The 21,991-nt window shown below is 41.7% G+C and carries 18 protein-coding genes; 17 read left to right on the forward strand and 1 reads right to left on the reverse strand.

Translation table 11 applies throughout. The features are described 5' to 3' along the window. Positions 1–134: 134 nt before the first annotated feature. The 13 genes from MK405_RS01095 to MK405_RS01155 all read left to right on the forward strand — a co-directional run bounded on the left by MK405_RS01095 (position 135) and on the right by MK405_RS01155 (position 17,823). Positions 135–686, forward strand: coding sequence for a GNAT family N-acetyltransferase (locus tag MK405_RS01095; RefSeq protein ID WP_268704667.1), 552 nt, complete (start codon positions 135–137; stop codon positions 684–686). A 162-nt stretch (positions 687–848) separates the two neighbouring features. Further along, positions 849–1,559 (forward strand): thiol-disulfide oxidoreductase-associated membrane protein CcdA2, encoded by a 711-nt coding sequence (ccdA2, locus tag MK405_RS01100; protein ID WP_268704063.1) that lies wholly within the window; start codon positions 849–851, stop codon positions 1,557–1,559. 13 nt (positions 1,560–1,572) lie between these two features. Beyond that, positions 1,573–2,136 carry a redoxin family protein gene (locus MK405_RS01105; RefSeq protein WP_125422334.1) on the forward strand — a complete coding sequence of 188 codons (564 nt, stop codon included), beginning with the start codon at positions 1,573–1,575 and terminating at the stop codon, positions 2,134–2,136. A 9-nt stretch (positions 2,137–2,145) separates the two neighbouring features. After that, positions 2,146–3,258 (forward strand): peptide-methionine (R)-S-oxide reductase MsrB, encoded by a 1,113-nt coding sequence (gene msrB, locus MK405_RS01110; protein ID WP_268704064.1) that lies wholly within the window; start codon positions 2,146–2,148, stop codon positions 3,256–3,258. Between the two features lie 274 nt (positions 3,259–3,532). Beyond that, complete coding sequence (locus tag MK405_RS01115; RefSeq protein WP_268704065.1) at positions 3,533–4,270, forward strand: response regulator transcription factor; 738 nt, start codon at positions 3,533–3,535, stop codon at positions 4,268–4,270. Then, positions 4,267–5,958 (forward strand): cache domain-containing sensor histidine kinase, encoded by a 1,692-nt coding sequence (locus tag MK405_RS01120; RefSeq protein WP_268704066.1) that lies wholly within the window; start codon positions 4,267–4,269, stop codon positions 5,956–5,958. The genes MK405_RS01115 and MK405_RS01120 overlap by 4 nt, the downstream gene beginning before the upstream one ends. Before the next feature lie 109 nt (positions 5,959–6,067). After that, on the forward strand, positions 6,068–6,631 hold the full coding sequence (locus tag MK405_RS01125; RefSeq protein WP_162279336.1) for a TIGR01440 family protein: 564 nt from the start codon (positions 6,068–6,070) through the stop codon (positions 6,629–6,631). A gap of 2 nt (positions 6,632–6,633) precedes the next feature. Beyond that, positions 6,634–12,567 carry a ZmpA/ZmpB/ZmpC family metallo-endopeptidase gene (locus MK405_RS01130; RefSeq protein ID WP_268704067.1) on the forward strand — a complete coding sequence of 1,978 codons (5,934 nt, stop codon included), beginning with the start codon at positions 6,634–6,636 and terminating at the stop codon, positions 12,565–12,567. A gap of 74 nt (positions 12,568–12,641) precedes the next feature. Beyond that, a complete protein-coding gene (gene pabB / locus MK405_RS01135) occupies positions 12,642–14,363 on the forward strand; it encodes an aminodeoxychorismate synthase component I (protein WP_268704068.1) in 1,722 nt (573 codons plus the stop codon). Continuing rightward, on the forward strand, positions 14,364–14,981 hold the full coding sequence (locus tag MK405_RS01140) for an alpha/beta fold hydrolase (protein ID WP_268704069.1): 618 nt from the start codon (positions 14,364–14,366) through the stop codon (positions 14,979–14,981). It begins immediately after the preceding gene. Positions 14,982–15,041: 60 nt separating this feature from the next. Further along, the gene (locus MK405_RS01145) at positions 15,042–15,827 is read left to right on the forward strand and encodes an excalibur calcium-binding domain-containing protein (protein WP_268704070.1); all 786 of its coding nucleotides are present in this window, start codon (positions 15,042–15,044) and stop codon (positions 15,825–15,827) included. 99 nt (positions 15,828–15,926) lie between these two features. Further along, entirely contained in the window at positions 15,927–16,886 is a 960-nt protein-coding gene (locus MK405_RS01150) for an ROK family glucokinase (RefSeq protein WP_268704071.1), read from the forward strand. A 97-nt stretch (positions 16,887–16,983) separates the two neighbouring features. Beyond that, positions 16,984–17,823 carry a thymidylate synthase gene (locus MK405_RS01155; protein ID WP_268704072.1) on the forward strand — a complete coding sequence of 280 codons (840 nt, stop codon included), beginning with the start codon at positions 16,984–16,986 and terminating at the stop codon, positions 17,821–17,823. A gap of 198 nt (positions 17,824–18,021) precedes the next feature. On the opposite strand, the gene MK405_RS01160 is transcribed toward MK405_RS01155, so the two are convergent. Beyond that, positions 18,022–18,192: a DUF3042 family protein gene (locus MK405_RS01160; RefSeq protein WP_001051782.1), complete on the reverse strand. Its 171-nt coding sequence runs from the start codon at positions 18,190–18,192 to the stop codon at positions 18,022–18,024. Between the two features lie 120 nt (positions 18,193–18,312). Between MK405_RS01160 and miaA the strand changes: the two genes are divergently transcribed. From miaA to rnz, 4 genes are read left to right on the forward strand one after another with little or no spacing between them, the layout of a single operon-like run. Beyond that, on the forward strand, positions 18,313–19,197 hold the full coding sequence (gene miaA, locus MK405_RS01165; RefSeq protein WP_268704073.1) for a tRNA (adenosine(37)-N6)-dimethylallyltransferase MiaA: 885 nt from the start codon (positions 18,313–18,315) through the stop codon (positions 19,195–19,197). Then, on the forward strand, positions 19,190–20,428 hold the full coding sequence (gene hflX / locus MK405_RS01170) for a GTPase HflX (protein WP_268704074.1): 1,239 nt from the start codon (positions 19,190–19,192) through the stop codon (positions 20,426–20,428). Before miaA ends, hflX begins: the two co-directional genes overlap by 8 nt. Further along, positions 20,421–21,044, forward strand: a complete 624-nt coding sequence (locus MK405_RS01175) for a cystathionine beta-lyase (protein ID WP_268704075.1) — start codon at positions 20,421–20,423, stop codon at positions 21,042–21,044. Before hflX ends, MK405_RS01175 begins: the two co-directional genes overlap by 8 nt. 14 nt (positions 21,045–21,058) lie before the next feature. Further along, positions 21,059–21,988: a ribonuclease Z gene (gene rnz / locus MK405_RS01180; RefSeq protein WP_268704076.1), complete on the forward strand. Its 930-nt coding sequence runs from the start codon at positions 21,059–21,061 to the stop codon at positions 21,986–21,988. The last annotated feature ends 3 nt before the right edge of the window (positions 21,989–21,991 follow it).

Raw genomic sequence — 21,991 nt, forward strand, 5'->3', positions numbered from 1 at the left:
TTCTTGCCTTGAAACTCGAGAGCAAGAATAACCTCCAGTGGACCTTTTTACCCTGAGCCTAGAAATGAGAAAGCGAAGAAGGTCCGAGGGACCTTTTTAGCTTGAGCCTTAAGCTTAGAAAGCGAGGTAACATGATGAAAGCAATCGGTACGCAAATGTTACAGACAGAACGTTTGATTTTGAGAAGATTTGTGGAGAGTGATGCGGAAGCTATGTTTCAAAATTGGGCTTCATCTGCTGAGAATCTGACCTATGTCACCTGGGATCCTCATCCTGATGTTGAGGTGACTCGGAGCTCGATTCGAAATTGGGTTGCCTCCTATGCAAATCCCAACTATTACAAATGGGCTATTTGTCTCAAAGAAAATCCTGAGCATGTGATAGGAGATATCAGTATTGTTGAAATGGATGAGCTTGACTCTAGCTGTGAGATTGGGTATGTTTTAGGAAAAAACTTTTGGGGCCGAGGTATGATGACAGAGGCCTTGAAAGCTGTGCTAGACTTCTGTTTTACTCAAGCAGGCTTTCAAAAAGTCAGAGCTCGTTACGCCAGTCTCAACCCAGCTTCAGGCCGTGTCATGGAAAAAGCGGGAATGTCTTATCTAAAAACCATTGCCAATGGTGTGGAGAGAAAAGACTACGTTGCGGACCTTATTTATTACCAGATAAGTAGGGAAGACAGGTAATTTCTTTTCTGTTTCTATCAAAGTCAGACCTTGTCTGGCTTTTTTTGTGCCAGATTTCTAAATAAACTGATTAAATTCCTATTTTTTCCTATCATTATCCCTGTTTTTTCTGGAGTTTTGGAGCTATAATAGTCCTATCAAATCAAAGAATGGAGGAAGGTAATGGATACGATTATCTTTTTTATCAGTGTTTTTCTTGCTGGAATTCTTTCCTTCTTTTCTCCTTGTATTTTACCCTTGTTACCGGTCTATGCAGGGGTCTTGTTGGATGATAAGAATGATGCTCAGGCTTCTAGTGGAAAATTTTCAATCTCACTTGTTAGTTTATTGCGAACTCTGGCCTTTATAGCGGGGATTTCCTTTGTTTTTATCTTACTGGGCTATGGAGCTGGTTTTTTAGGCAATTTGCTGTATGCTTCTTGGTTTCAGTATGTGACGGGTGCGATTATCATTCTCTTGGGCTTGCACCAGATGGAAATCTTACATTTGCAGGGGCTTTACAAGGAAAGAAGGCTACAATTAAAGAGACAGGGTCAAAACGCTAACGGCTATAGTCAGGCATTTTTACTGGGGTTAACCTTTAGTTTTGCTTGGACGCCGTGTGTAGGGCCAGTTCTGGGCTCTGTTTTGGCTTTGGCGGCTTCAGGTGGTTCAGGAGCTTGGCAAGGAGCTGGTCTCATGTTGATTTATACGCTGGGATTGGCGCTACCATTTTTGGTTCTAGCTCTCGCCTCCAGCTATGTTTTGAAACATTTCCGAAAACTGCATCCTTACCTCGGAATCCTCAAAAAAGTGGGTGGTTTCCTCATTATCGTGATGGGAATCTTGGTGCTTTTGGGAAATGCTTCCATTTTGACTACATTATTTGAATAGAGAGGAAAAAGAAATGAAAAAATGGCAAACATGTCTCCTTGGAGTAGGCTCAATTTGTTGCTTGGCAGCCTGTTCGGCTAAAAACATGTCAGACGAGTCTACTATGAAGGAGCAATCCAAAACAGAACAAGTTAGTTCACAAACTGCGACTAAAGGTCAGGAAGTCGCTGATTTTGAACTAACAGGTGTAGATGGTAAGACCTATCGTTTGTCTGATTACAAGGGCAAGAAAGTCTATCTTAAATTCTGGGCTTCTTGGTGTTCCATCTGTCTGGCTAGCCTTCCAGATACGGACGAAATCGCTAAAGAAGCTGGTGATGACTATGTGGTCTTGACAGTGGTCTCTCCTGGGCACAAGGGGGAGCAATCTGAAGCAGACTTTAAGAACTGGTACAAGGGCTTAGATTATAAAAATTTTCCAGTTTTAATTGATCCATCAGGTAAACTCTTGGAAAGTTATGGTGTCCGTTCTTATCCGACTCAAGCCTTTATAGACAAGGAAGGCAAGCTGGTCAAAACGCAACCAGGTTTTATGGATAAGGATATGATTTTAAAAGAATTGAAAGAAATGGGGTAGAGAAAGGCTATGAATGATAAAGTAAAACTTTTTGTCTTGGCAGTGGTCATTCTCCTAGCCATAACCGGTTTCTATTTTCTATTGACGCGAAATGCAGGGCAGACAGATAGCTCGCAAATTGAGAAAGCATCCGTTAGCCAAGGAGGAAAAACAGTGAAAAAAACAGAAGTGAGCAAAGACGCGGACTTGCACGAAATTTATCTAGCTGGAGGTTGTTTTTGGGGAGTGGAGGAATACTTCTCACGCGTGCCTGGAGTGACAGATGCCGTTTCAGGCTATGCGAACGGTAGAGGGGAAAAAACCAAATACGAATTGATCAATCAAACAGGACATGCAGAGACTGTCCATGTCACCTATGACGCCAATCAAATTTCCCTCAAAGAAATTCTGCTTCATTACTTCCGCATTATCAATCCAACCAGCAAAAATAAACAAGGAAATGATGTAGGGACTCAGTACCGTACCGGCGTTTATTACACAGATGACAAGGATTTGGAAGTAATCAACCAAGTCTTTGATGAGGTGGCTAAGAAATACGATCAACCTCTGGCAGTTGAAAAGGAGACCTTGAAGAATTTTGTGGTGGCGGAGGACTATCACCAAGACTACCTCAAGAAAAATCCAAATGGCTACTGTCATATCAATGTCAATCAGGCTGCCTACCCTGTCATTGATGCCAGCAAATATCCTAAACCAAGTGATGAGGAATTGAAAAAGACCTTGTCACCTGAGGAGTATGCAGTTACCCAGAAAAATCAAACAGAACGAGCTTTTTCAAACCGCTATTGGGATAAATTTGAATCTGGTATCTATGTAGATGTCGCTACTGGCGAACCTCTCTTTTCATCAAAGGACAAGTTTGAGTCTGGTTGTGGATGGCCTAGTTTCACCCAACCCATCAGCCCAGATGTTGCTACCTACAAGGAAGATAAGTCTTACAATATGACACGCATGGAAGTGCGGAGCCGAGTTGGAGATTCTCACCTTGGCCATGTCTTTACGGATGGACCACAGGACAAGGGTGGCTTACGCTACTGTATCAATAGTCTCTCTATCCGGTTTATTCCCAAAGACCAAATGGCAGAAAAAGGCTATGCCTATTTACTAGATTATGTTGATTAATACTCTTCGAAAATCTCTTCAAACCACGTCAGCGTCTCCTTACCGTCCCCATACGTATAGTTACTGACTTCGTCAGTTTCATCTACAACCTCAAAACAGTGTTTTTGAGCTGACTTTGTCAGTTTTATCTACAACCTCAAAGCTGAACTTTGCGCAACCTGCGGTTAGCTTCCTAGTTTGCTATTTGATTTTCATTGAGTATAAGAGAGCTTTCCTAAGCAGTTAGAGGAGAATTTTGCTATACTGATACTAGTGAGTGGTAAAGGAGCAGAGCATGACCTACACAATCTTAATCGTAGAAGATGAGTATCTGGTAAGACAAGGCTTGACCAAGTTGGTCAATGTAGCAGCCTACGATATGGAAATCATCGGTCAGGCTGAAAATGGAAGACAGGCTTGGGACTTGATTCAAAAGCAGGTGCCAGACATCATTTTAACTGATATCAATATGCCTCAGCTAAATGGCATCCAGTTGGCCAGTCTGGTACGAGAAACCTATCCTCAGGTACATTTGGTCTTTTTGACGGGTTACGATGATTTTGATTATGCCTTGTCTGCTGTCAAACTCGGTGTCGATGACTATCTGCTCAAGCCCTTTTCTCGTCAGGATATTGAGGAAATGTTGGGGAAAATCAAGCAAAAACTAGACAAGGAAGAAAAGGAAGAGCAGTTACAAGATTTATTGACTGATAAGTTTGAGGGAAATATTGCTCAGAAGATCCAGTCTCATCTGGCTGATAGTCAATTTAGTTTAAAGTCTTTAGCTAGTGACCTAGGTTTTAGTCCGACTTATTTGAGTTCCTTGATTAAGAAAGAGTTGGGCCTGCCTTTTCAGGATTATTTGGTGCGAGAACGTGTCAAACAAGCCAAGCTTTTGCTTCTGACCACAGATTTAAAGATTTATGAGATCGCAGAAAAGGTTGGCTTTGAAGATATGAACTACTTTACCCAACGTTTTAAACAGATTGCAGGTTTGACCCCCCGTCAGTTTAAGAAGGGAGAAGGTCGATGAAACGTTCTTCTCTACTAGTCAGAATGGTTATTTCCATCTTTCTGGTCTTTCTCATTCTCCTAGCTGTGGTTGGGACTTTCTACTATCAATCTAGTTCATCAGCCATTGAGACTACCATTGAAGGCAATAGCCAAACGACCATCAGTCAAACTAGCCACTTTATTCAGTCTTATATCAAAAAATTAGAAACCACCTCTACCAGTTTGACCAAGCAGACGGATGTCCTAGACTATGCTGAGAATCCCAGTCAAGACAAGGTCAAGGGAATTCGAGATCTATTTTTGACCATCTTAAAGGCTGACCAGGACTTGAAAGCTGTGGTTCTGGTCACCAAATCTGGTCAGGTCATTTCTACAGATGACAGTGTGCAAATGAAGACCTCCTCAGATATGATGGCTGAGGATTGGTACCAAAAGGCCATTCATCAGGGAGCCATGCCTGTTTTGACCCCAGCTCGTAAATCGGATAGTCAGTGGGTTATTTCTGTCACTCAAGAACTTGTCGATACAAAGGGATCCAATCTTGGCGTACTTCGTTTGGATATTTCCTACGAAACTCTGGAAGCCTATCTCAACCAACTCCAGTTGGGCCAGCAGGGCTTTGCCTTTATCATCAATGAAAACCATGAATTTGTCTACCATCCTAAACGTACTGTCTATAGCTCAGCGAGTGAAATGGAGGCTATGAAACCCTACATCGAGACGGGGCAGGGCTATACGCTGGATCACCAATCCTACGTCAGTCAGGAACAGATTGCAGGAACAGATTGGACGGTGATAGGCGTGTCTTCGTTGGAGAAGCTAGACCAGGTTCGGAGTCAACTCATGTGGACCTTGCTTGCTGCTAGTGCCTTATCTCTTCTTGCCTGTCTCTGCTTGGTGTGGTTCAGTCTCAAACACTGGATTGCTCCTTTGAAGGACCTAAGAGAAACCATGCTGGAAATTGCTTCTGGTACACAAAATCTGCGTGCTAAAGAAGCTGGTGCCTATGAACTGAGAGAAGTGACTCGTCAGTTCAATGCCATGCTGGATCAGATTGATCAGCTGATGGCAGATGTGCGCAGGCAGGAAGAGGCGACCCGGCAATATGAACTTCAGGCCTTGTCAAGCCAGATTAACCCCCATTTCCTCTACAATACTTTGGATACTATCATCTGGATGGCTGAATTTCAGGATAGTCAGCGAGTGGTTCAGGTGACCAAGTCTTTGGCAACCTATTTCCGCTTGGCGCTCAATCAAGGAAAGGATTTGATTTCTCTTTCTGATGAAATCAATCATGTCCGCCAGTATCTCTTTATCCAGAAACAACGCTATGGTGATAAGCTGGAGTATGAGATTGATGAAGATCCTGCTTTTGGTAACCTAGTCTTGCCCAAGCTGGTGTTACAACCTCTTGTAGAAAATGCTCTTTACCATGGCATTAAGGAGAAGGAAGGTCAGGGCCATATTAAAGTCTCTGTTCAGAAAAAGGATACAGGGCTTGTCATCCGCATTGAGGATGATGGTGTTGGTTTCCAAGCTGCTGGCGATAGTAGTCAAAGTCAGCTCAAACGTGGGGGAGTTGGCCTTCAAAATGTCGACCAACGACTCAAACTTCATTTTGGAGACAATTACCAGATGAAGATTAATTCTGTACCCTCAAAAGGGACGACGGTTGAAATATACATTAATAAAATAGAAATAAGTTAGCTCCCAGTCAATTCTGGGAGTTTTGCTTTTAAAAATCAGAATGATTAGTTGGCCTTGATAAAATCAGTAAAAAAAGATATGATAGATAGTGACAAAAGAGGTATCAAGTATGACGGAAAAAGACATTCAAAGAGCAACAAGCCAGATTGTAGAAGATGTAATAGACAAGGCTAATTTGAAGCAAGGAGCTATCTTTGTTTTGGGCCTTTCTTCTAGTGAGGTGATGGGTGGTCAGATTGGCAAGGAATCCAGTCAAGAAATTGGTGAAATCATCGTGAAAACCATCCTAGCTATCCTAGAGGAAAAAGGAATTCATCTAGCCGTTCAAGGTTGTGAACATGTCAATCGAGCCCTCGTTGTTGAACGTCAGGTGGCAGAGCAGTTTGGTCTGGAAATCGTCAGTGTCCTTCCGACACTTCATGCAGGAGGTTCGGGTCAGTTGGCAGCCTTTAAGTTTATGCAGGATCCAGTTGAGGTCGAATTCATCAAGGCTCATGCTGGATTGGATATCGGAGACACTGCAATTGGCATGCATGTCAAGCATGTTCAGGTTCCGATTCGCCCTCTTTTGAGAGAAATTGGGCATGCTCATGTAACGGCTCTTGCAAGTCGTCCCAAACTAATCGGAGGTGCGCGTGCGCAGTATCCAGAAGATTCTATCAGAAAGTCGTGAGAATGAGAAAAACAAAACAACAACTAGAAAAAATCACCAAATATTCGATTCGTAAGCTAACTGTTGGGGTAGGTCCTGTAGCCATCGGGGCCTTCCTTTTTGGTGCTAGTACCTTTTCAGTAGATAAGGTGCAAGCCAATGAAGTTGGCGGAGCTCATAGTGTTTATTACCGTTATTTGGCGGAGCAGGAATTGACCGAGTCTGAAAAAGCCCTGATTCACCATGAGGTTCCAACAGAATTTCAAGATGATGATATTCTTTATGTAGTTTATCGTAAGAAGGCAACTAACAGTCAACAACTTCCTTACACAGGAAGTAAGGAACTAGCTTTGGCAGGTCTTGGCTTGGCAACTGCTTCTCTAGCAGTCTTTTTGGTGTCCAAAAAAGGTCGTAGAGAAGTTCTAGGTGTTCTCTTGATTAGTTCTTTAGGAGCTAGCACCTTTGTTCCTTATGGGACATTTGCTTTTGAAAATAAGGAATTGCTTTCTTATAACCAAACTATTTCAGCCTCTACACATGAAGGCTTGGCTGAAGGGATTATTCATATTGATGGCTATGAGTACATCGGTTACTTCAAGGAAGCGGAACTCCATCCATCAAGACCAGCTTCAGCTGAAAAGTCTCAGTTGCCAGTAGAAAAGCAAAGTTCAAAAGAAATCGAGAAAACAGAAGTAGCTCAGGAAAGACCTGCTGTTGCTTCGGAAATTGCCGTCGAAAAATCTGTAGTAGAGAATCCAGTTGCGCCTGCGGTTGAAGAAAAACCAGTTTCTGAGAAGCCTCAGGCTAGACAGGAAGAGAGCTTGGTAGAGATTCCTTTTGAAACGGTCACAAGCCCAGATGCTAATCTAGCAGAAGGACAGACTCGTATCGTCACAGCCGGAGTAAATGGTCAGCGTCGTCTTGTAACCAAAGTTTCGATGGTTAACGGTCAAGAAGTTAGAGAAGTCATCGAAGACCAAGTGGTTCAAAAACCTGTGTCGCAAGTCATTGCAGTCGGAACTAAGAAAGAGGTGCAACCTGCTCCAACTCCAGTACCACAAGCTGAACCAACTCACCAAGTAGCTAAAGGTACGCAAGAAGAAGGCAAAGAAGGTCAATCTTTAACGCAACCCGAATTACCAGAGGTTACAGTAGAGTCTAAAGGAACTCAAGAGGCAGGTAAAGAAGGTCAATCCTTAACGCAACCATCCTTACCAGAAGCTACGATAGATGCCAAAGGAACTCAAGAATCTGGCAAAGAAGGTCAAGCTTTAACTCAACCTGTATTACCAGATGCTCCAGTAGAAGTAAAAGGTACACAAGAGGAAGGTAAAGTAGGTCAAGCTCTTGTACAAGAACAGTTACCTGAGTACAAAGTAACTGAGGGAACCCTTGTTGAAACATCGACTACAGACCTAGACTACAAAACTGAAACGACTGAGGATCCAACCAAGTATACGGACGAAGAAACTGTCGTAAGAAATGGTGAAAAAGGTAGTCAAGTTACTAAAACAACTTATAAAACAGTAGAAGGTGTTAAAACTGACCAAGTTCTTTCAACTAGCACAGAAGTTACCAAGGAGCCTGTAAACCAACAGGTAAGTCGTGGGAAAAAACCAATTGAAGGAACTCTTGTAGAAGAAAGTCTTGAAAAGATTCCATTTAAGGAAGTTGTTAAAGAAGATGACCAACTGAAAAAAGGCTTAGAAGTTGTAGCTCAAGAAGGAAAAGAAGGCCAGAAAAAAATCACCAAGACCTTTAATACCATTAAGGGAGTTAAAACAGAGGACGCTCCAAAAGTTACAGAGGAAATCCTTGAGGCACCTCAAGACAAAATTTTGAAACGTGGTACCAAGACCTTTGAAAAACCAGTATTGACCATCACAGCAGTTGAGCCTAAGGATTTGAAGCGTACTTCAGATGTTAAGTATAGTCTAGAAAATCCAAGTAAGGCAGCCATTAAATCTATTACCTTAACTCTGAAAAAAGGTGATGAGATTGTCAAAACCTTGAATGTTTCACCAGACGACTTGACAACTACCCTGACAGATTTACAGTACTACAAGGATTATAAACTTGAAACGAAGATGGTTTATGACCGTGGTGAGGGTGATGAGGAAGAGGTTCTGAAAGAAGAACCGCTAAGACTTGACCTTAAAAAAGTTGAAATCAAAAACATCAAAGAAACAAGCTTGATGAGTGTGGATGATGCTGGTGTTGAAACAGATAAGAGCTTACTTACTGAAAAACCGACAGACATTGCTCCACTTTACTTACGAGTGACAACTCATGATAATAAGACAACAAGACTTACGGTAAGTTCTGTTGAAGAAGTGGTTGTCGATGGAAAAACATTGTACAAAGTGGTAGCAAAAGCTCCAAACTTAGTTCAACGTAGAGCAGATGATACTTTCAGTGAAGAGTATGTTCATTACTTTGAAAAACAAAAATTAAAAGAAGGTAATGTATATTACAACTTCAATGAGCTTGTAAAAGATATGCAAGCTAACCCAACGGGTGAGTTTAAACTTGGTGCGGATCTTAATGCAGCAAATGTTCCGACTCCGAATAAACAATACGTGACGAACATTTTTAAAGGTAAGCTGTATAGTGAAGGTGATAAACGTTATACCATTCACAATCTAGCTCGACCATTGTTCAACCGTGTTGAAAATGCTCATATTCATGACATCAACTTTGGTAATGTGAATATCAATATGCCGTGGGCTGATAAAACAGCTCCACTTGGAGATATGTTTAAGAACTCAACGATTGAGAATATTAAGGTTACGGGTAATGTGGTTGGTAATAACGACGTTACAGGTATGGTCAACAAACTAGATGAATCCAATATGCGTAATGTAGCCTTTATCGGTAAAATCGAAAGCGTGGGTAACAAAGGTTGGTGGTCTGGTGGACTTGTAAGTGAAAGCTGGAGAAGCAATGTAGATAGTTCTTATGTTGAAGCTGACATTAAAGCCAACAATGCTAAATTTGGTGGATTGATTGCCAAAGTCAACCATGGTGGGAATCCAAATGATGTTAAACAAAAAGGTCGTTTATCTAAATCTGTGGTCAAAGGGACATTGACACTCAAAACCAATAATCAAAGCGGTGGTTTAATTCACGAAAACTATGACTGGGGTTGGGTTGAAAATAACGTCAGCATGATGAAAGTGACAAATGGTGAAATGATGTATGGTTCAGGGTCAGTTGACTCAGGTGACCCATACTTCGGATTTGATTACTTCAAGAACAATGTGTATGTGAACGATGTTGCATCAGGTAACGTTTCTTATAACCGTTCAAAACAGATTAAGGGTGTCGACCAAGCAGAAGCGGATAAACGTATTGTTTCGTTCAATATCACAGCCGATAAATATGAAATCACACCATATTTGACTGATAAATTAAATCACGTAGCGTATAAAGAAGACACGTACAAAACTACTCAAGATTATAATGCAGAACGTGAACTTGCTTACCGAAATGTTGAAAAACTTCAACCGTTCTACAATAAAGAGTGGATTGTGAATCAAGGTAATAAGACTCCTGAAGGATCTAAATTATTAACTACAGAAGTATTATCTGTGACAGGTATGAAAGATGGGCAATTTGTAACTGACTTGTCAGATGTTGATCATATTATGATTCATTATGCTGATGGTACTAAGGAAGAAAAAGTTGTCACACGTAAAGCTGATTCTCAAGTCCAACAAGTTCGTGAATATAGTATCGAAGGTCTTGGTGACGTCGTTTATACACCGAATATGGTTGTTAAAGATAGAACACAATTAATCAACGATATTAAAGCAAAATTAGCAGGTGTTGAATTGATTTCACCTGAAGTGCGTGCGTTAATGGACAAACGTAACAAACCAGCTGAGAATAGTGACAATCATAAGAACAATTACATTCGTAACTTGTTCCTTGAAGAAAGCTTTGAAGAAACGAAAGCTAATTTAGATAAATTAGTCAAAGCTTTAGTTGAAAACGAAGACCATCAATTGAATAGTGATGAAGCTGCCATGAAAGCTCTTCTTAAAAAAGTGGAGGACAATAAAGCTAAGATTATGATGGGTCTTACTTATTTAAATCGTTATTATGGATTTAAATACAATGATATGAGCATTAAAGACCTCATGATGTTCAAGCCTGATTTTTATGGTAAGAACGTTAGCGTTATCGATAGATTGATTCAAATTGGTTCACGTGAACATTTCTTGAAAGGGGATCGAACTCAAGATGCTTATCGTGATGTGATTGCGGGAGCAACAGGTAAAGGTAATTTAAATGACTTCTTAACATATAACATGAAACTCTTTACAGAAGATACTGATATGAATGTATGGTATAAGAAAGCTATTTCTCATACTAACTATGTAGTTGAGAAACAATCATCTAACCCTGATTTTGCTAATAAGAAATATCACTTATATGAAAACTTAAATAACGGTGAACATGGTCGATACATTTTACCACTTCTTAATACGAAGAAGGCTCACATGTTCTTAATTTCAACGTACAATACGCTAGCGTTTAGTGCATTTGAGAAATATGGTAAGAATACAGAAGCTGAACGTGAAGCGTTTAAGAAAGAAATCGACTTACGTGCACAAGAGCAAATTAATTACTTAGACTTCTGGTCAAGACTTGCTGCTGATAATGTACGTAATCAATTGTTGAAATCTGAAAATATGGTTCCATCAGCAATTTGGGATAACCAAGATGTTTCAGGTAATGGATGGGCTGACCGAATGGGTCATAATAAGAATGGTGACTATGCTCCAGTTCGTGAGTTCTATGGACCTACAGGTAAATGGCACGGATATAACGGTATGGGTGCGTATGCTTATATCTTTTCTAACCCACAAAATTCAGAAGCTGTATACTACATCATCTCTAGTATGATTAGTGATTTTGGTACATCTGCATTCACTCACGAAACAACTCACATTAATGACCGTATGGCCTACTTAGGAACATGGCGTCACCGTGAAGGGACAGATATTGAATCATTTGCTCAAGGTATGCTACAATCACCATCTCTTACAAACTATAATGGTGAATATGGTTCACTTGGATTAAATATGGCGTACGAACGTAAAAATGATGGTACACAAATTTATAACTATGATCCTAATATGTTAAGTAGTCGTGAGAAGATTGATCACTACATGAAGAACTATAACGAATCAATGATGATGCTTGATTACTTAGAAGCAGAATCTGTCATCAAGAAAAATACTGGAACTAACGATAAGTGGTTCAAGAAAATCGATAAGAAATATCGCGAAAAAGCGAGCTATAATAAGTTAGAAGGTGCACCACACCAATGGGATTTAGTTCGTGATTTAAATGATGATGAGAAGAGTATGAAACTGACAGCTATTGATCAACTTGTAGATAACAACTTCGCTACTAAACACGGGCTACCAGGTAATGGTCATTACCGTACTGAAGGATTCGATTCTGCTTATACTGTTGTGAATATGATGACTGGTATTTACGGTGGTAACACAAGTAAGAGTACGGCTGGCTCAATCTCATTCAAACACAATACATTCCGTATGTGGGGCTACTACGGTTACCTTGATGGATTCTTAGGGTATGCATCTAACAAGTATAAACAAGAATCTAAAGCAGCCGGTAACGTAGGTCTAGGTGATAACTTTATCATCCAAAAAGTTTCTAAAGGTAGATTTAATACATTAGAAGAGTGGAAGAAAGAATGGTATAAAGAAGTCAGAGCTAAAGCTGAGAAAGGTTTTGTAGAAATTGAAATTGATGGTCAAAAGATTTCAACATATGAAAAACTTCAAGAGCTATTCGATGCTGCAGTTGAAAAAGACCTTCAAGGTAATAAATTTGATAATACAGTGAATCTTAAATGGAAAGTTTACAAACAACTCTTGCAGAAATCAGACGGATTTACTGGAGATTTATTCACTAAATAGTAGATAGGACTAGTAAAATGAAAAAAGGTAGATCAGCTTTGTCTGTATCTGCCTTTTTGTGCTATACTTAAGATATGCATAGAAAAACAGTGATTGATTTTAGAGCTTTGGGCGAGAGATACACCTTTACCCAGCCGATCAAAGAGTTAAAAACGAGAGATTTATCAGAAGTGGCAGACTTGCTGGCACAAGTGGAAAGCTACCAAGAGCAAGGGTATTATGTGGTGGGCTATGTCAGTTACGATGCTGCACCTGCATTTGAGAAGAAATTAGCAGTTCATAAAGCTCCTTTACTGGCAGAGTATCTGCTATATTTTACAGTTCATGATAGGGTAGAAACATCGCCTATTCCTCTGACTTATGAGGAAGTAGATCTGCCTTCAAAGTGGCAGGAAGAAACATCTGCAGAAAATTATGAAAAGGCTATTGCCCAGATTCACCATCATTTGCGTCAAGGGGACACCTATCAGGTCAACTACACCGTCCAACTCAAGCAAGACTTAAACGCCAATCCTTTTGCCATCTACAATCGTATGGTGGTAGAGCAGGAGGCGGGCTACAATGCCTATGTGGAACATGACGAGATGGCAGTGATTTCCATGAGTCCAGAGCTCTTTTTTGAGCAAAATGACCGGGAATTAACGACTCGCCCGATGAAGGGAACAACTAAACGTGGTCTGACTGACGATGAAGATTTGAAAGAGGCAGCTTGGTTGGAGCAAGATCCTAAAAATCGCTCTGAAAATATGATGATTGTGGATCTCTTGCGCAATGATATGAACCGTATTTCTGAAGTGGGTAGTGAGCATGTGGAGCGTCTGTGCCAAGTGGAGCAGTATTCGACTGTTTGGCAGATGACTTCGACCATCAAGAGTCAGTTGCGAGAGGATGTGGACTTGGTTGCCATTTTTCGCTCTCTCTTTCCTTGTGGATCAATAACGGGAGCTCCGAAAATTGCGACCATGGAAATCATCAAGGACTTGGAGCCACACCCCAGAGGAGTTTACTGTGGAACGATTGGTCTCTTGCTTCCAAATGGGCGACGAATTTTCAATGTCGCCATTCGGACCATTCAACTCTACAAGAGTCAAGCCATCTATGGAGTTGGCGGAGGGATTACTTGGGATAGTACTTGGGAATCTGAATACCGTGAGGTTCATCAAAAGGCGGCTGTTCTCTATCGTAAACAAGCTCGTTTCAAATTGATTACTACAGGGAAAATCAGCCAGAAACGTTTGCTATTTGAAGATCAACATCTGAAAAGATTGACAAAGGCGAGTCGTTATTTTTCCTTTCCTTTTGACCCAGAAGAACTGAGACAAAAGATAGAGGAAGAGTGTCAAGCTTGTGATTCTCACCAAGACTATCGTTTGCGAATTACTATCAGCAAGTCTGGAGAGATGGAACTCAGCCGCCAAATCTTAACACCCCTCAGTCCAAGTTTCTGCAAAGCCAAACTTTGTTTGCAAGAAGCAGATTTGAATCAATCATTTACCTACTTTAAAACAACTCATAGACCACATTTAAGTCTAGGAGAGCAAGAGAAGATTTACCACAATAAGTCAGGAGAACTACTTGAGACCTCTATTGGAAATCTGGTCTTAAAAATTAATGGTAAACTCTACACACCGCCTATCAGACTTGGAATTTTGTCAGGGATTTACCGCCAACATTTGCTAGGAAAAGGACAGATAGAAGAGAAAATTCTGACTTTGGCAGACTTGAACCAAGCAGAAGCTGTCTATGGCTGTAATGCAGTCAGAGGCTTGTATGAGTTGTTATTGAAGGAGAAATAAATGAAATTGATATTTTTACATGGCTTAGGTCAGACGGCCGCAAGCTGGAAGGAAGTTCAGGATCTACTTGCCGATCATCCTTCTGAGGCCCTTGAATTGTTTCCTGTGGGAGTTGGTTCTTATCAGGAAGCCAAAAAACGGATAGCTAAATACCTATCAGAGGAGAAGAAACCTTTTGTTTTAATCGGTTTATCCCTCGGTGCTACTCTTGCGCTAGAGCTTTCAAGTTACGATTTGCCAAATCTTCAAGGTTTAGTCTTGTCAGGCTGTCCAGTGAAACTAGCAGGTAATATCTTGTTTAGAATCCAGTTGATGATTTTTAAACTACTTCCAAAAAGTTTTTTTGAAAAGCAGGGAGCAGACAAAGCTCTCATGGTTGGTGTTTCTGAGGAATTGAAAACACTTGATTTAACCAAAATAGCACAGAATTGTTACTATCCAACCTTGCTAATTTGTGGTAGCCAAGACAAGCCTAATCTCAGTTCTATGAGAGGCCTTCATCAATTGATGTCAGATTCTAAGTTGCGGATTATTCCTGACGGTCCTCACACACTGAACACTGACAAACCGAAGGAGTTTGCAGAAAAGACTAGAAGTTTTCTTGAATTGCTGGAATAAGTCTGGTAAAATAAAAGCGAAAACGGTATCAAAAAAGGAGAGAATAATGAAAAAAAAGTTTTGCTAAAAGTGGCTTTTGTTGCCCTTCTAGTTTGGGGACTATTTACCGAACCAGTTACTGCAGAGGAAAATATTCATTTTTCTAGTTGTAGAGAAGCATGGGAAAATGGTTACTCTGATATTCATATAGGAGAACCAGGTTACTCTTCTAAACTAGATCGTGATGGTGATGGGATAGCTTGTGAACGTGCCAATGCACCTCGGGGAGTCTTTAAACCACGCCAGTCGGGTTCGCAATCCAATGTCACAGCTAGCGGATGGGTCAAACAGGACGGTTATTGGTATTATTTTGCTGAAAATGGGCATGCAGTTAAGAATGCTTGGCAAGGTAGCTATTACCTTAAGTCAGATGGCAAGATGGCAGCCAGCGAGTGGATTTATGATGCTAGCTATCAATCTTGGTACTATCTAAAATCCGACGGTTCTTATGCGAGAAATACTTGGCAGGGAAGCTACTACCTTAAATCAAATGGTAAGATGGCAGCAGGTGAATGGCTATATGATTCCTATTATCAATCGTGGTATTATCTAAAAGAGGACGGAGCTTACGCCCGCAATGCTTGGCAAGGAAGCTATTATCTCAAGTCAAATGGTAAGATGGCATCAAGCGAATGGGTTTATGATACCAGTTATCAAGCATGGTACTACCTGAAATCAGATGGTTCATACGCTCGTAATACTTGGCAAGGAAATTACTATTTGAAATCAGATGGTAAAATGGCAAAGAATGAGCGGGTTGATGGTGGTCGCTACTATGTGGATGCTTCTGGTTTGTGGAAACCATAAAGCAAACAAATTCTAGGGAAATAATGCAAACCTTTGCACAAAACAGACGATTCTGTTATACTATATCTGTAAGCATTTTCAATTAAAAAGGAGAAGACGATGAGTCAAAAGATTATTGGGATTGACCTTGGTGGAACATCTATCAAATTTGCAATTTTAACTCAAGAGGGAGAAATCCAAGAAAAATGGTCTATCAAGACTAACATTTTGGATGAAGGAAGCCATATCGTAGATGATATGATTGAGTCTATTCAACATCGTTTGGACTTGCTTGGATTGTCAGATACGGATTTTCGAGGCATTGGAATGGGATCACCTGGTGTGGTTGACCGTGAGAAAGGAACTGTTATCGGTGCCTACAACCTGAACTGGAAAACTCTTCAACCAATTAAAGAAAAAATCGAAAAAGCCTTGGGTATCCCATTCTTCATCGACAATGATGCCAACGTAGCTGCTCTCGGTGAGCGTTGGATGGGTGCAGGTGACAACCAACTAGACGTTGTCTTTATGACACTTGGTACAGGTGTTGGTGGCGGTATCGTGGCAGAAGGCAAATTGCTTCACGGTGTTGCTGGTGCGGCAGGAGAGCTTGGTCATATCACTGTTGACTTTGACCAACCAATCGCATGTACCTGTGGTAAAAAAGGCTGTCTTGAGACAGTTGCTTCAGCAACAGGGATTGTCAACCTGACTCGTCGTTATGCAGATGAATACGAAGGCGATGCAGCTTTGAAACGCTTGATTGATGACGGAGAAGAAGTAACTGCTAAAACTGTCTTTGACCTTGCAAAAGAAGGGGACGACCTTGCCTTGATCGTTTACCGTAACTTCTCACGTTACTTGGGTATTGCGTGTGCTAATATCGGTTCAATCCTAAACCCATCAACAATCGTTATCGGTGGTGGGGTGTCAGCTGCGGGAGAATTCCTTCTCCAAGGCGTGCAAAAGGTCTATGATGAAAATACCTTCCCACAAGTACGCACATCCACTAAATTGGCTCTTGCAACTCTAGGAAATGACGCTGGAGTTATCGGAGCAGCATCACTTGTATTGCAATAAGATCATAAAAGGAGAAAAACACTACTTTAAAGCCAGTGATTTTCCTCCTTTCTTTTTTATGCTATACTAGTTAGGACAATAAATGAGGTGAGAGTAAATGACAAAAGCTGATACGATTTTTAAAGAAAATATTGAACGAATCCTCAAAGACGGTGTCTTTTCGGAACAAGCACGTCCCAAGTACAAGGATGGGACTGTTGCCAACTCTAAATACGTAACGGGTGCCTTTGCAGAGTATGACTTGGCCAAGGGGGAATTCCCCATCACGACTTTGCGTCCCATTGCAATCAAATCTGCCATCAAAGAAGTACTTTGGATCTACCAAGATCAGTCTAATAGCCTAGAAGTGCTCAATGATAAGTACAATGTTCATTACTGGAATGACTGGGAAGTGGGAGATACAGGAACCATCGGAGAGCGCTATGGGGCTGTTGTTAAGAAACACGATATCATCAATAAGCTTCTTAAACAGTTGGAAGCCAATCCTTGGAACCGTCGAAACATCATCTCCCTCTGGGACTATCAAGCTTTCGAAGAAACAGATGGGCTGCTCCCATGTGCCTTTCAGACTATGTTTGATGTCCGTCGGGTTGATGGGGACCTCTATCTGGATGCGACTTTGACTCAGCGCTCTAATGATATGCTGGTTGCTCACCACATCAATGCTATGCAGTATGTGGCTCTTCAGATGATGATTGCCAAGCATTTTGGATGGAAGGTTGGGAAGTTCTTCTACTTCATTAACAACCTTCATATCTATGATAATCAGTTTGAACAAGCAGAGGAATTGCTTCGTCGTGAGCCGTCAAACTGCCAACCTCGTTTGGTTTTAAATGTGCCAGATGGGACCAATTTCTTTGATATCAAAGCGGAGGACTTTGAGTTGGTTGACTATGATCCAGTCAAGCCACAACTGAAGTTTGATTTGGCTATTTAATACTCTTCGAAAATCAAATTCAAACCACGTCAGTGTCGCCTTACCGTAGATATATGTAACTGACTTCGTCAGTCTTATCTACAACCTCAAAGCAGTGCTTTGAGCAACCTGCGGCTAGCTTCCTAGTTTGCTCTTTGATTTTCATTGAGTATAAAAGAAAATAAAAAGAAGTTGAGAAATCTCAACTTCTTTTGTTGCTTAATGTGATACGCGACGGCGAGCTGCCTTTTTGCGGTTTTCTTCGATGAAAGCTGCTTTTTGCTCTTCTGGCTCAATCACTTTCTTTTTAATTGCGTATACCGCACCTGCAACGGCAGCGACAGTTCCTGCGACACCTGTTACAAGACCTTTAGCGAATCCTTTAGCCATGAGTCTTCCTCCTTTATCTTCCCGAACAGTCAGGCTCCTCAAGAGGTAGCATTTTTCTGACTGACCTTTTTGTGATATAATAATAGTAACGAAAAAATGGGAATTTTTCAAGGAAAAAAGATGAAAACAAAAATAATTGTGATTGTTGGACCGACTGCTGTTGGGAAGACAGCCCTTGCTATTGAAGTGGCCAAGCGCTTTGGTGGGGAGGTGGTCAGCGGTGACAGTCAGCAAGTATACAGAGGGTTGGATATTGGGACGGCCAAGGCCAGCCCAGAGGAGCAAGCATCTGTTCCTCATCATTTGATTGATGTCAGAGAGGTGACCGAGTCTTACTCGGCTTTTGATTTTGTTTCAGAAGCTAAGAAGGCTATTGAGGATATTCATAACCGTGGTAAGCTTGCTATTATCGCGGGTGGTACAGGGCTTTATATCCAGAGCTTGCTGGAAGGATACCATCTAGGTGGAGAAACACCTCATGAGGAGATTTTAGCTTATCGGGCTAGCTTGGAGCCTTATTCAGATGAGGAATTAGCCCATCTCGTGAAGCAAGCAGGTCTTGAAATTCCCCAGTTTAACCGTCGTCGTGCCATGCGCGCCTTGGAGATTGCCCATTTTGGTCAGGATTTGGAAAATCAAGAGACTTTGTATGAACCTCTGATTATCTGCTTAGATGATGAGCGTAGTCAGCTTTATGAACGTATCAACAACCGAGTGGATCTGATGTTTGAGGCTGGGCTTTTGGATGAGGCCAAGTGGCTTTTTGACCATTACCCTGATGCGCAGGCAGCCAAAGGAATTGGCTACAAGGAACTATTTCCATATTTCCGTGGGGAGCAGACTTTAGAGGAAGCTAGTGAGAGTCTCAAACAGGCCACCCGTCGTTTTGCCAAGCGTCAGTTGACCTGGTTCCGTAATCGCATGCAGGTGACCTTTTATCAGATAGGAGAGTCTGGCGTGAAGGAGCGTATTCTAAGCCAGATTGAGGAGTTTTTAAATGATTGAAACGGAGAAAAAAGAAGAACGGGTCCTGCTAATTGGTGTTGAACTGCAGGGCATGGATAATTTTGACCTGTCCATGGAAGAGTTGGCCAGTCTGGCTAAGACAGCTGGGGCAGTCGTAGTCGATAGCTACAGACAAAAACGTGAAAAATATGATTCCAAGACCTTTGTTGGCTCTGGTAAGTTGGAAGAGATTGCACTGATGGTAGATGCGGAAGAAATTAGCACTGTCATCGTCAATAATCGTCTGACACCACGGCAAAATGTCAATCTAGAGGAAGTTCTGGGTGTCAAGGTGATTGACCGTATGCAGTTGATTTTGGATATCTTTGCTATGCGGGCTCGAAGCCATGAAGGGAAACTCCAAGTCCACCTGGCCCAGCTCAAGTACCTCTTGCCTCGCTTGGTTGGTCAGGGGATTATGCTCAGCCGTCAGGCAGGGGGAATTGGTTCCCGTGGACCTGGTGAAAGCCAGCTGGAGTTGAACCGTCGTAGTGTTCGTAATCAAATCACAGATATCGAGCGCCAGCTCAAGGTGGTTGAGAAAAATCGAGCGACAGTTAGAGAAAAACGTCTGGAGTCGAGTACCTTTAAGATTGGTTTGATTGGTTACACCAATGCTGGGAAATCAACCATCATGAATACCTTGACCAGTAAGACCCAGTACGAAGCAGACGAGCTATTTGCGACTCTGGATGCGACGACTAAGAGTATCCATCTGGGGGGCAATCTTCAGGTTACCTTGACTGATACTGTTGGCTTTATCCAAGATTTGCCGACTGAATTGGTTTCCAGTTTCAAGTCAACCTTAGAGGAAAGCAAGCATGTAGACCTTCTAGTTCATGTCATTGATGCTAGCAATCCTTATCACGAGGAGCATGAAAAAACGGTTCTGTCTATCATGAAAGACTTGGATATGGAGGATATTCCTCGACTGACTCTTTACAATAAAGCGGATTTGGTGGAGGATTTCACGCCTACTCAAACGCCTTATGCCCTCATTTCTGCCAAGTCTGAGGATAGTCGTGAGCAGTTGCAAGCATTATTTTTGGAGAAGATCAAGGATATTTTTGAAGTCTTTACCCTGCGCGTGCCTTTTTCTAAGTCTTACAAGATTCATGATTTGGAAAGTGTAGCGATTCTGGAAGAGCGCGACTATCAAGATGACGGTGAAGTCATTACAGGCTACATTTCCGAGAAAAATAAATGGAGGTTAGAAGAATTTTATGACTGATATTAAAACCTTGGCTCTAAAGTATGGAGGTTATACAAGTCTGGATAAGATCTATCTGGATCAGCTTCTAGCTGGCAAAGCAGAGCAGGAGCAGTTAGCTCTCATCACCCCTCCACCTAGTGTAGTCAATGCCTACTTTGCTGAACTCTACCAGAAAAAGAGTCCTCAAGCTGCGACGGATTATTTTGCAGAACTAAGCAAGGAATTGAACCTCTACAATGCTGAGCCAAGTTTCACCTTTGAAAATAAGCCTTTCATTCGTCTTAATTTATCTGGCAAATCTTTTGGATTTTGCTACGAGAGTGAAGGACTGGGAAGGATTTTCTCTGAAAATGAAGAGGAAATCTCGAATGACTTGCTTTTTGAGATTGCGCAAATTTTCCCCCATCAGCTCGTCTTTGAAGAGTCTGGAAAGATTTACATGAAGGATGCCGGAGACGAAGAAGTTGTTAGTGTGGAGAGTCTCACAGCTTTGACAGATTTGGAAAGCTTGGCTGATGGTCGCAAGCGTCTCAAAGGCTATAGCCAAGAGGATTTATTACAAGAAGCTGTTGCTTTTTCTGGCAAGCGCTATTTCCGATCGGAAAACCGCACAGCCATGTTATATATTGATTAATTAGAAAGTATCAAATGGATATTCAATTTTTAGGAACGGGGGCTGGTCAGCCCTCTAAAGCCCGCAACGTCTCAAGTCTCGCCCTGAAACTCTTGGATGAGATTAACGAAGTTTGGCTCTTTGACTGTGGAGAAGGAACGCAAAATCGCATTCTGGAAACCACGATTCGACCACGTAAGGTCAGCAAAATCTTTATCACTCACCTGCATGGAGACCATATCTTTGGCTTGCCAGGCTTCCTTTCTAGTCGTGCCTTTCAGGCCAATGAAGAGCAGACAGATTTGGACATCTATGGACCGCAAGGGATCAAGTCCTTTGTCTTAACTAGTTTACGTGTGTCAGGTTCTCGTCTGCCTTACCGCATTTATTTTCATGAGTTTGACCAAGATTCTCTAGGGAAAATCCTTGAAACCGATAAATTCACTGTGTATGCAGAGGAGCTGGATCACACTATTTTCTGTGTTGGCTATCGTGTCATGCAAAAGGACTTAGAAGGAACCTTGGATGCTGAGAAGCTCAAGGCTGCTGGTGTCCCATTTGGTCCGCTTTTTGGAAAAATCAAAAACGGCCAGGATGTTGTTTTGGATGATGGGACTGAAATCAAGGCGGCAGACTATATCTCAGCTCCCCGTCCGGGTAAGATTATTACTATTCTGGGTGACACCCGAAAAACCAATGCTAGTGTGCGTTTAGCTGTCAATGCCGATGTCCTTATCCATGAGTCGACTTATGGCAAGGGAGATGAAAAAATTGCTCGCAATCACGGTCACTCAACCAATATGCAGGCAGCACAAGTAGCAGTAGAAGCCGGTGCTAAGCGCCTCTTGCTCAATCATATCAGTGCTCGTTTCCTTTCAAAAGATATCAGCCAGCTTAAGAAAGATGCAGCTAGTATTTTTGAGAATGTCCATGTGGTTAAAGACTTGGAAGAAGTGGAAATCTAGAAG

Source organism: Streptococcus oralis (genome assembly GCF_026782345.1).
Taxonomy (GTDB): Bacteria; Bacillota; Bacilli; order Lactobacillales; family Streptococcaceae; genus Streptococcus; species Streptococcus oralis_CK.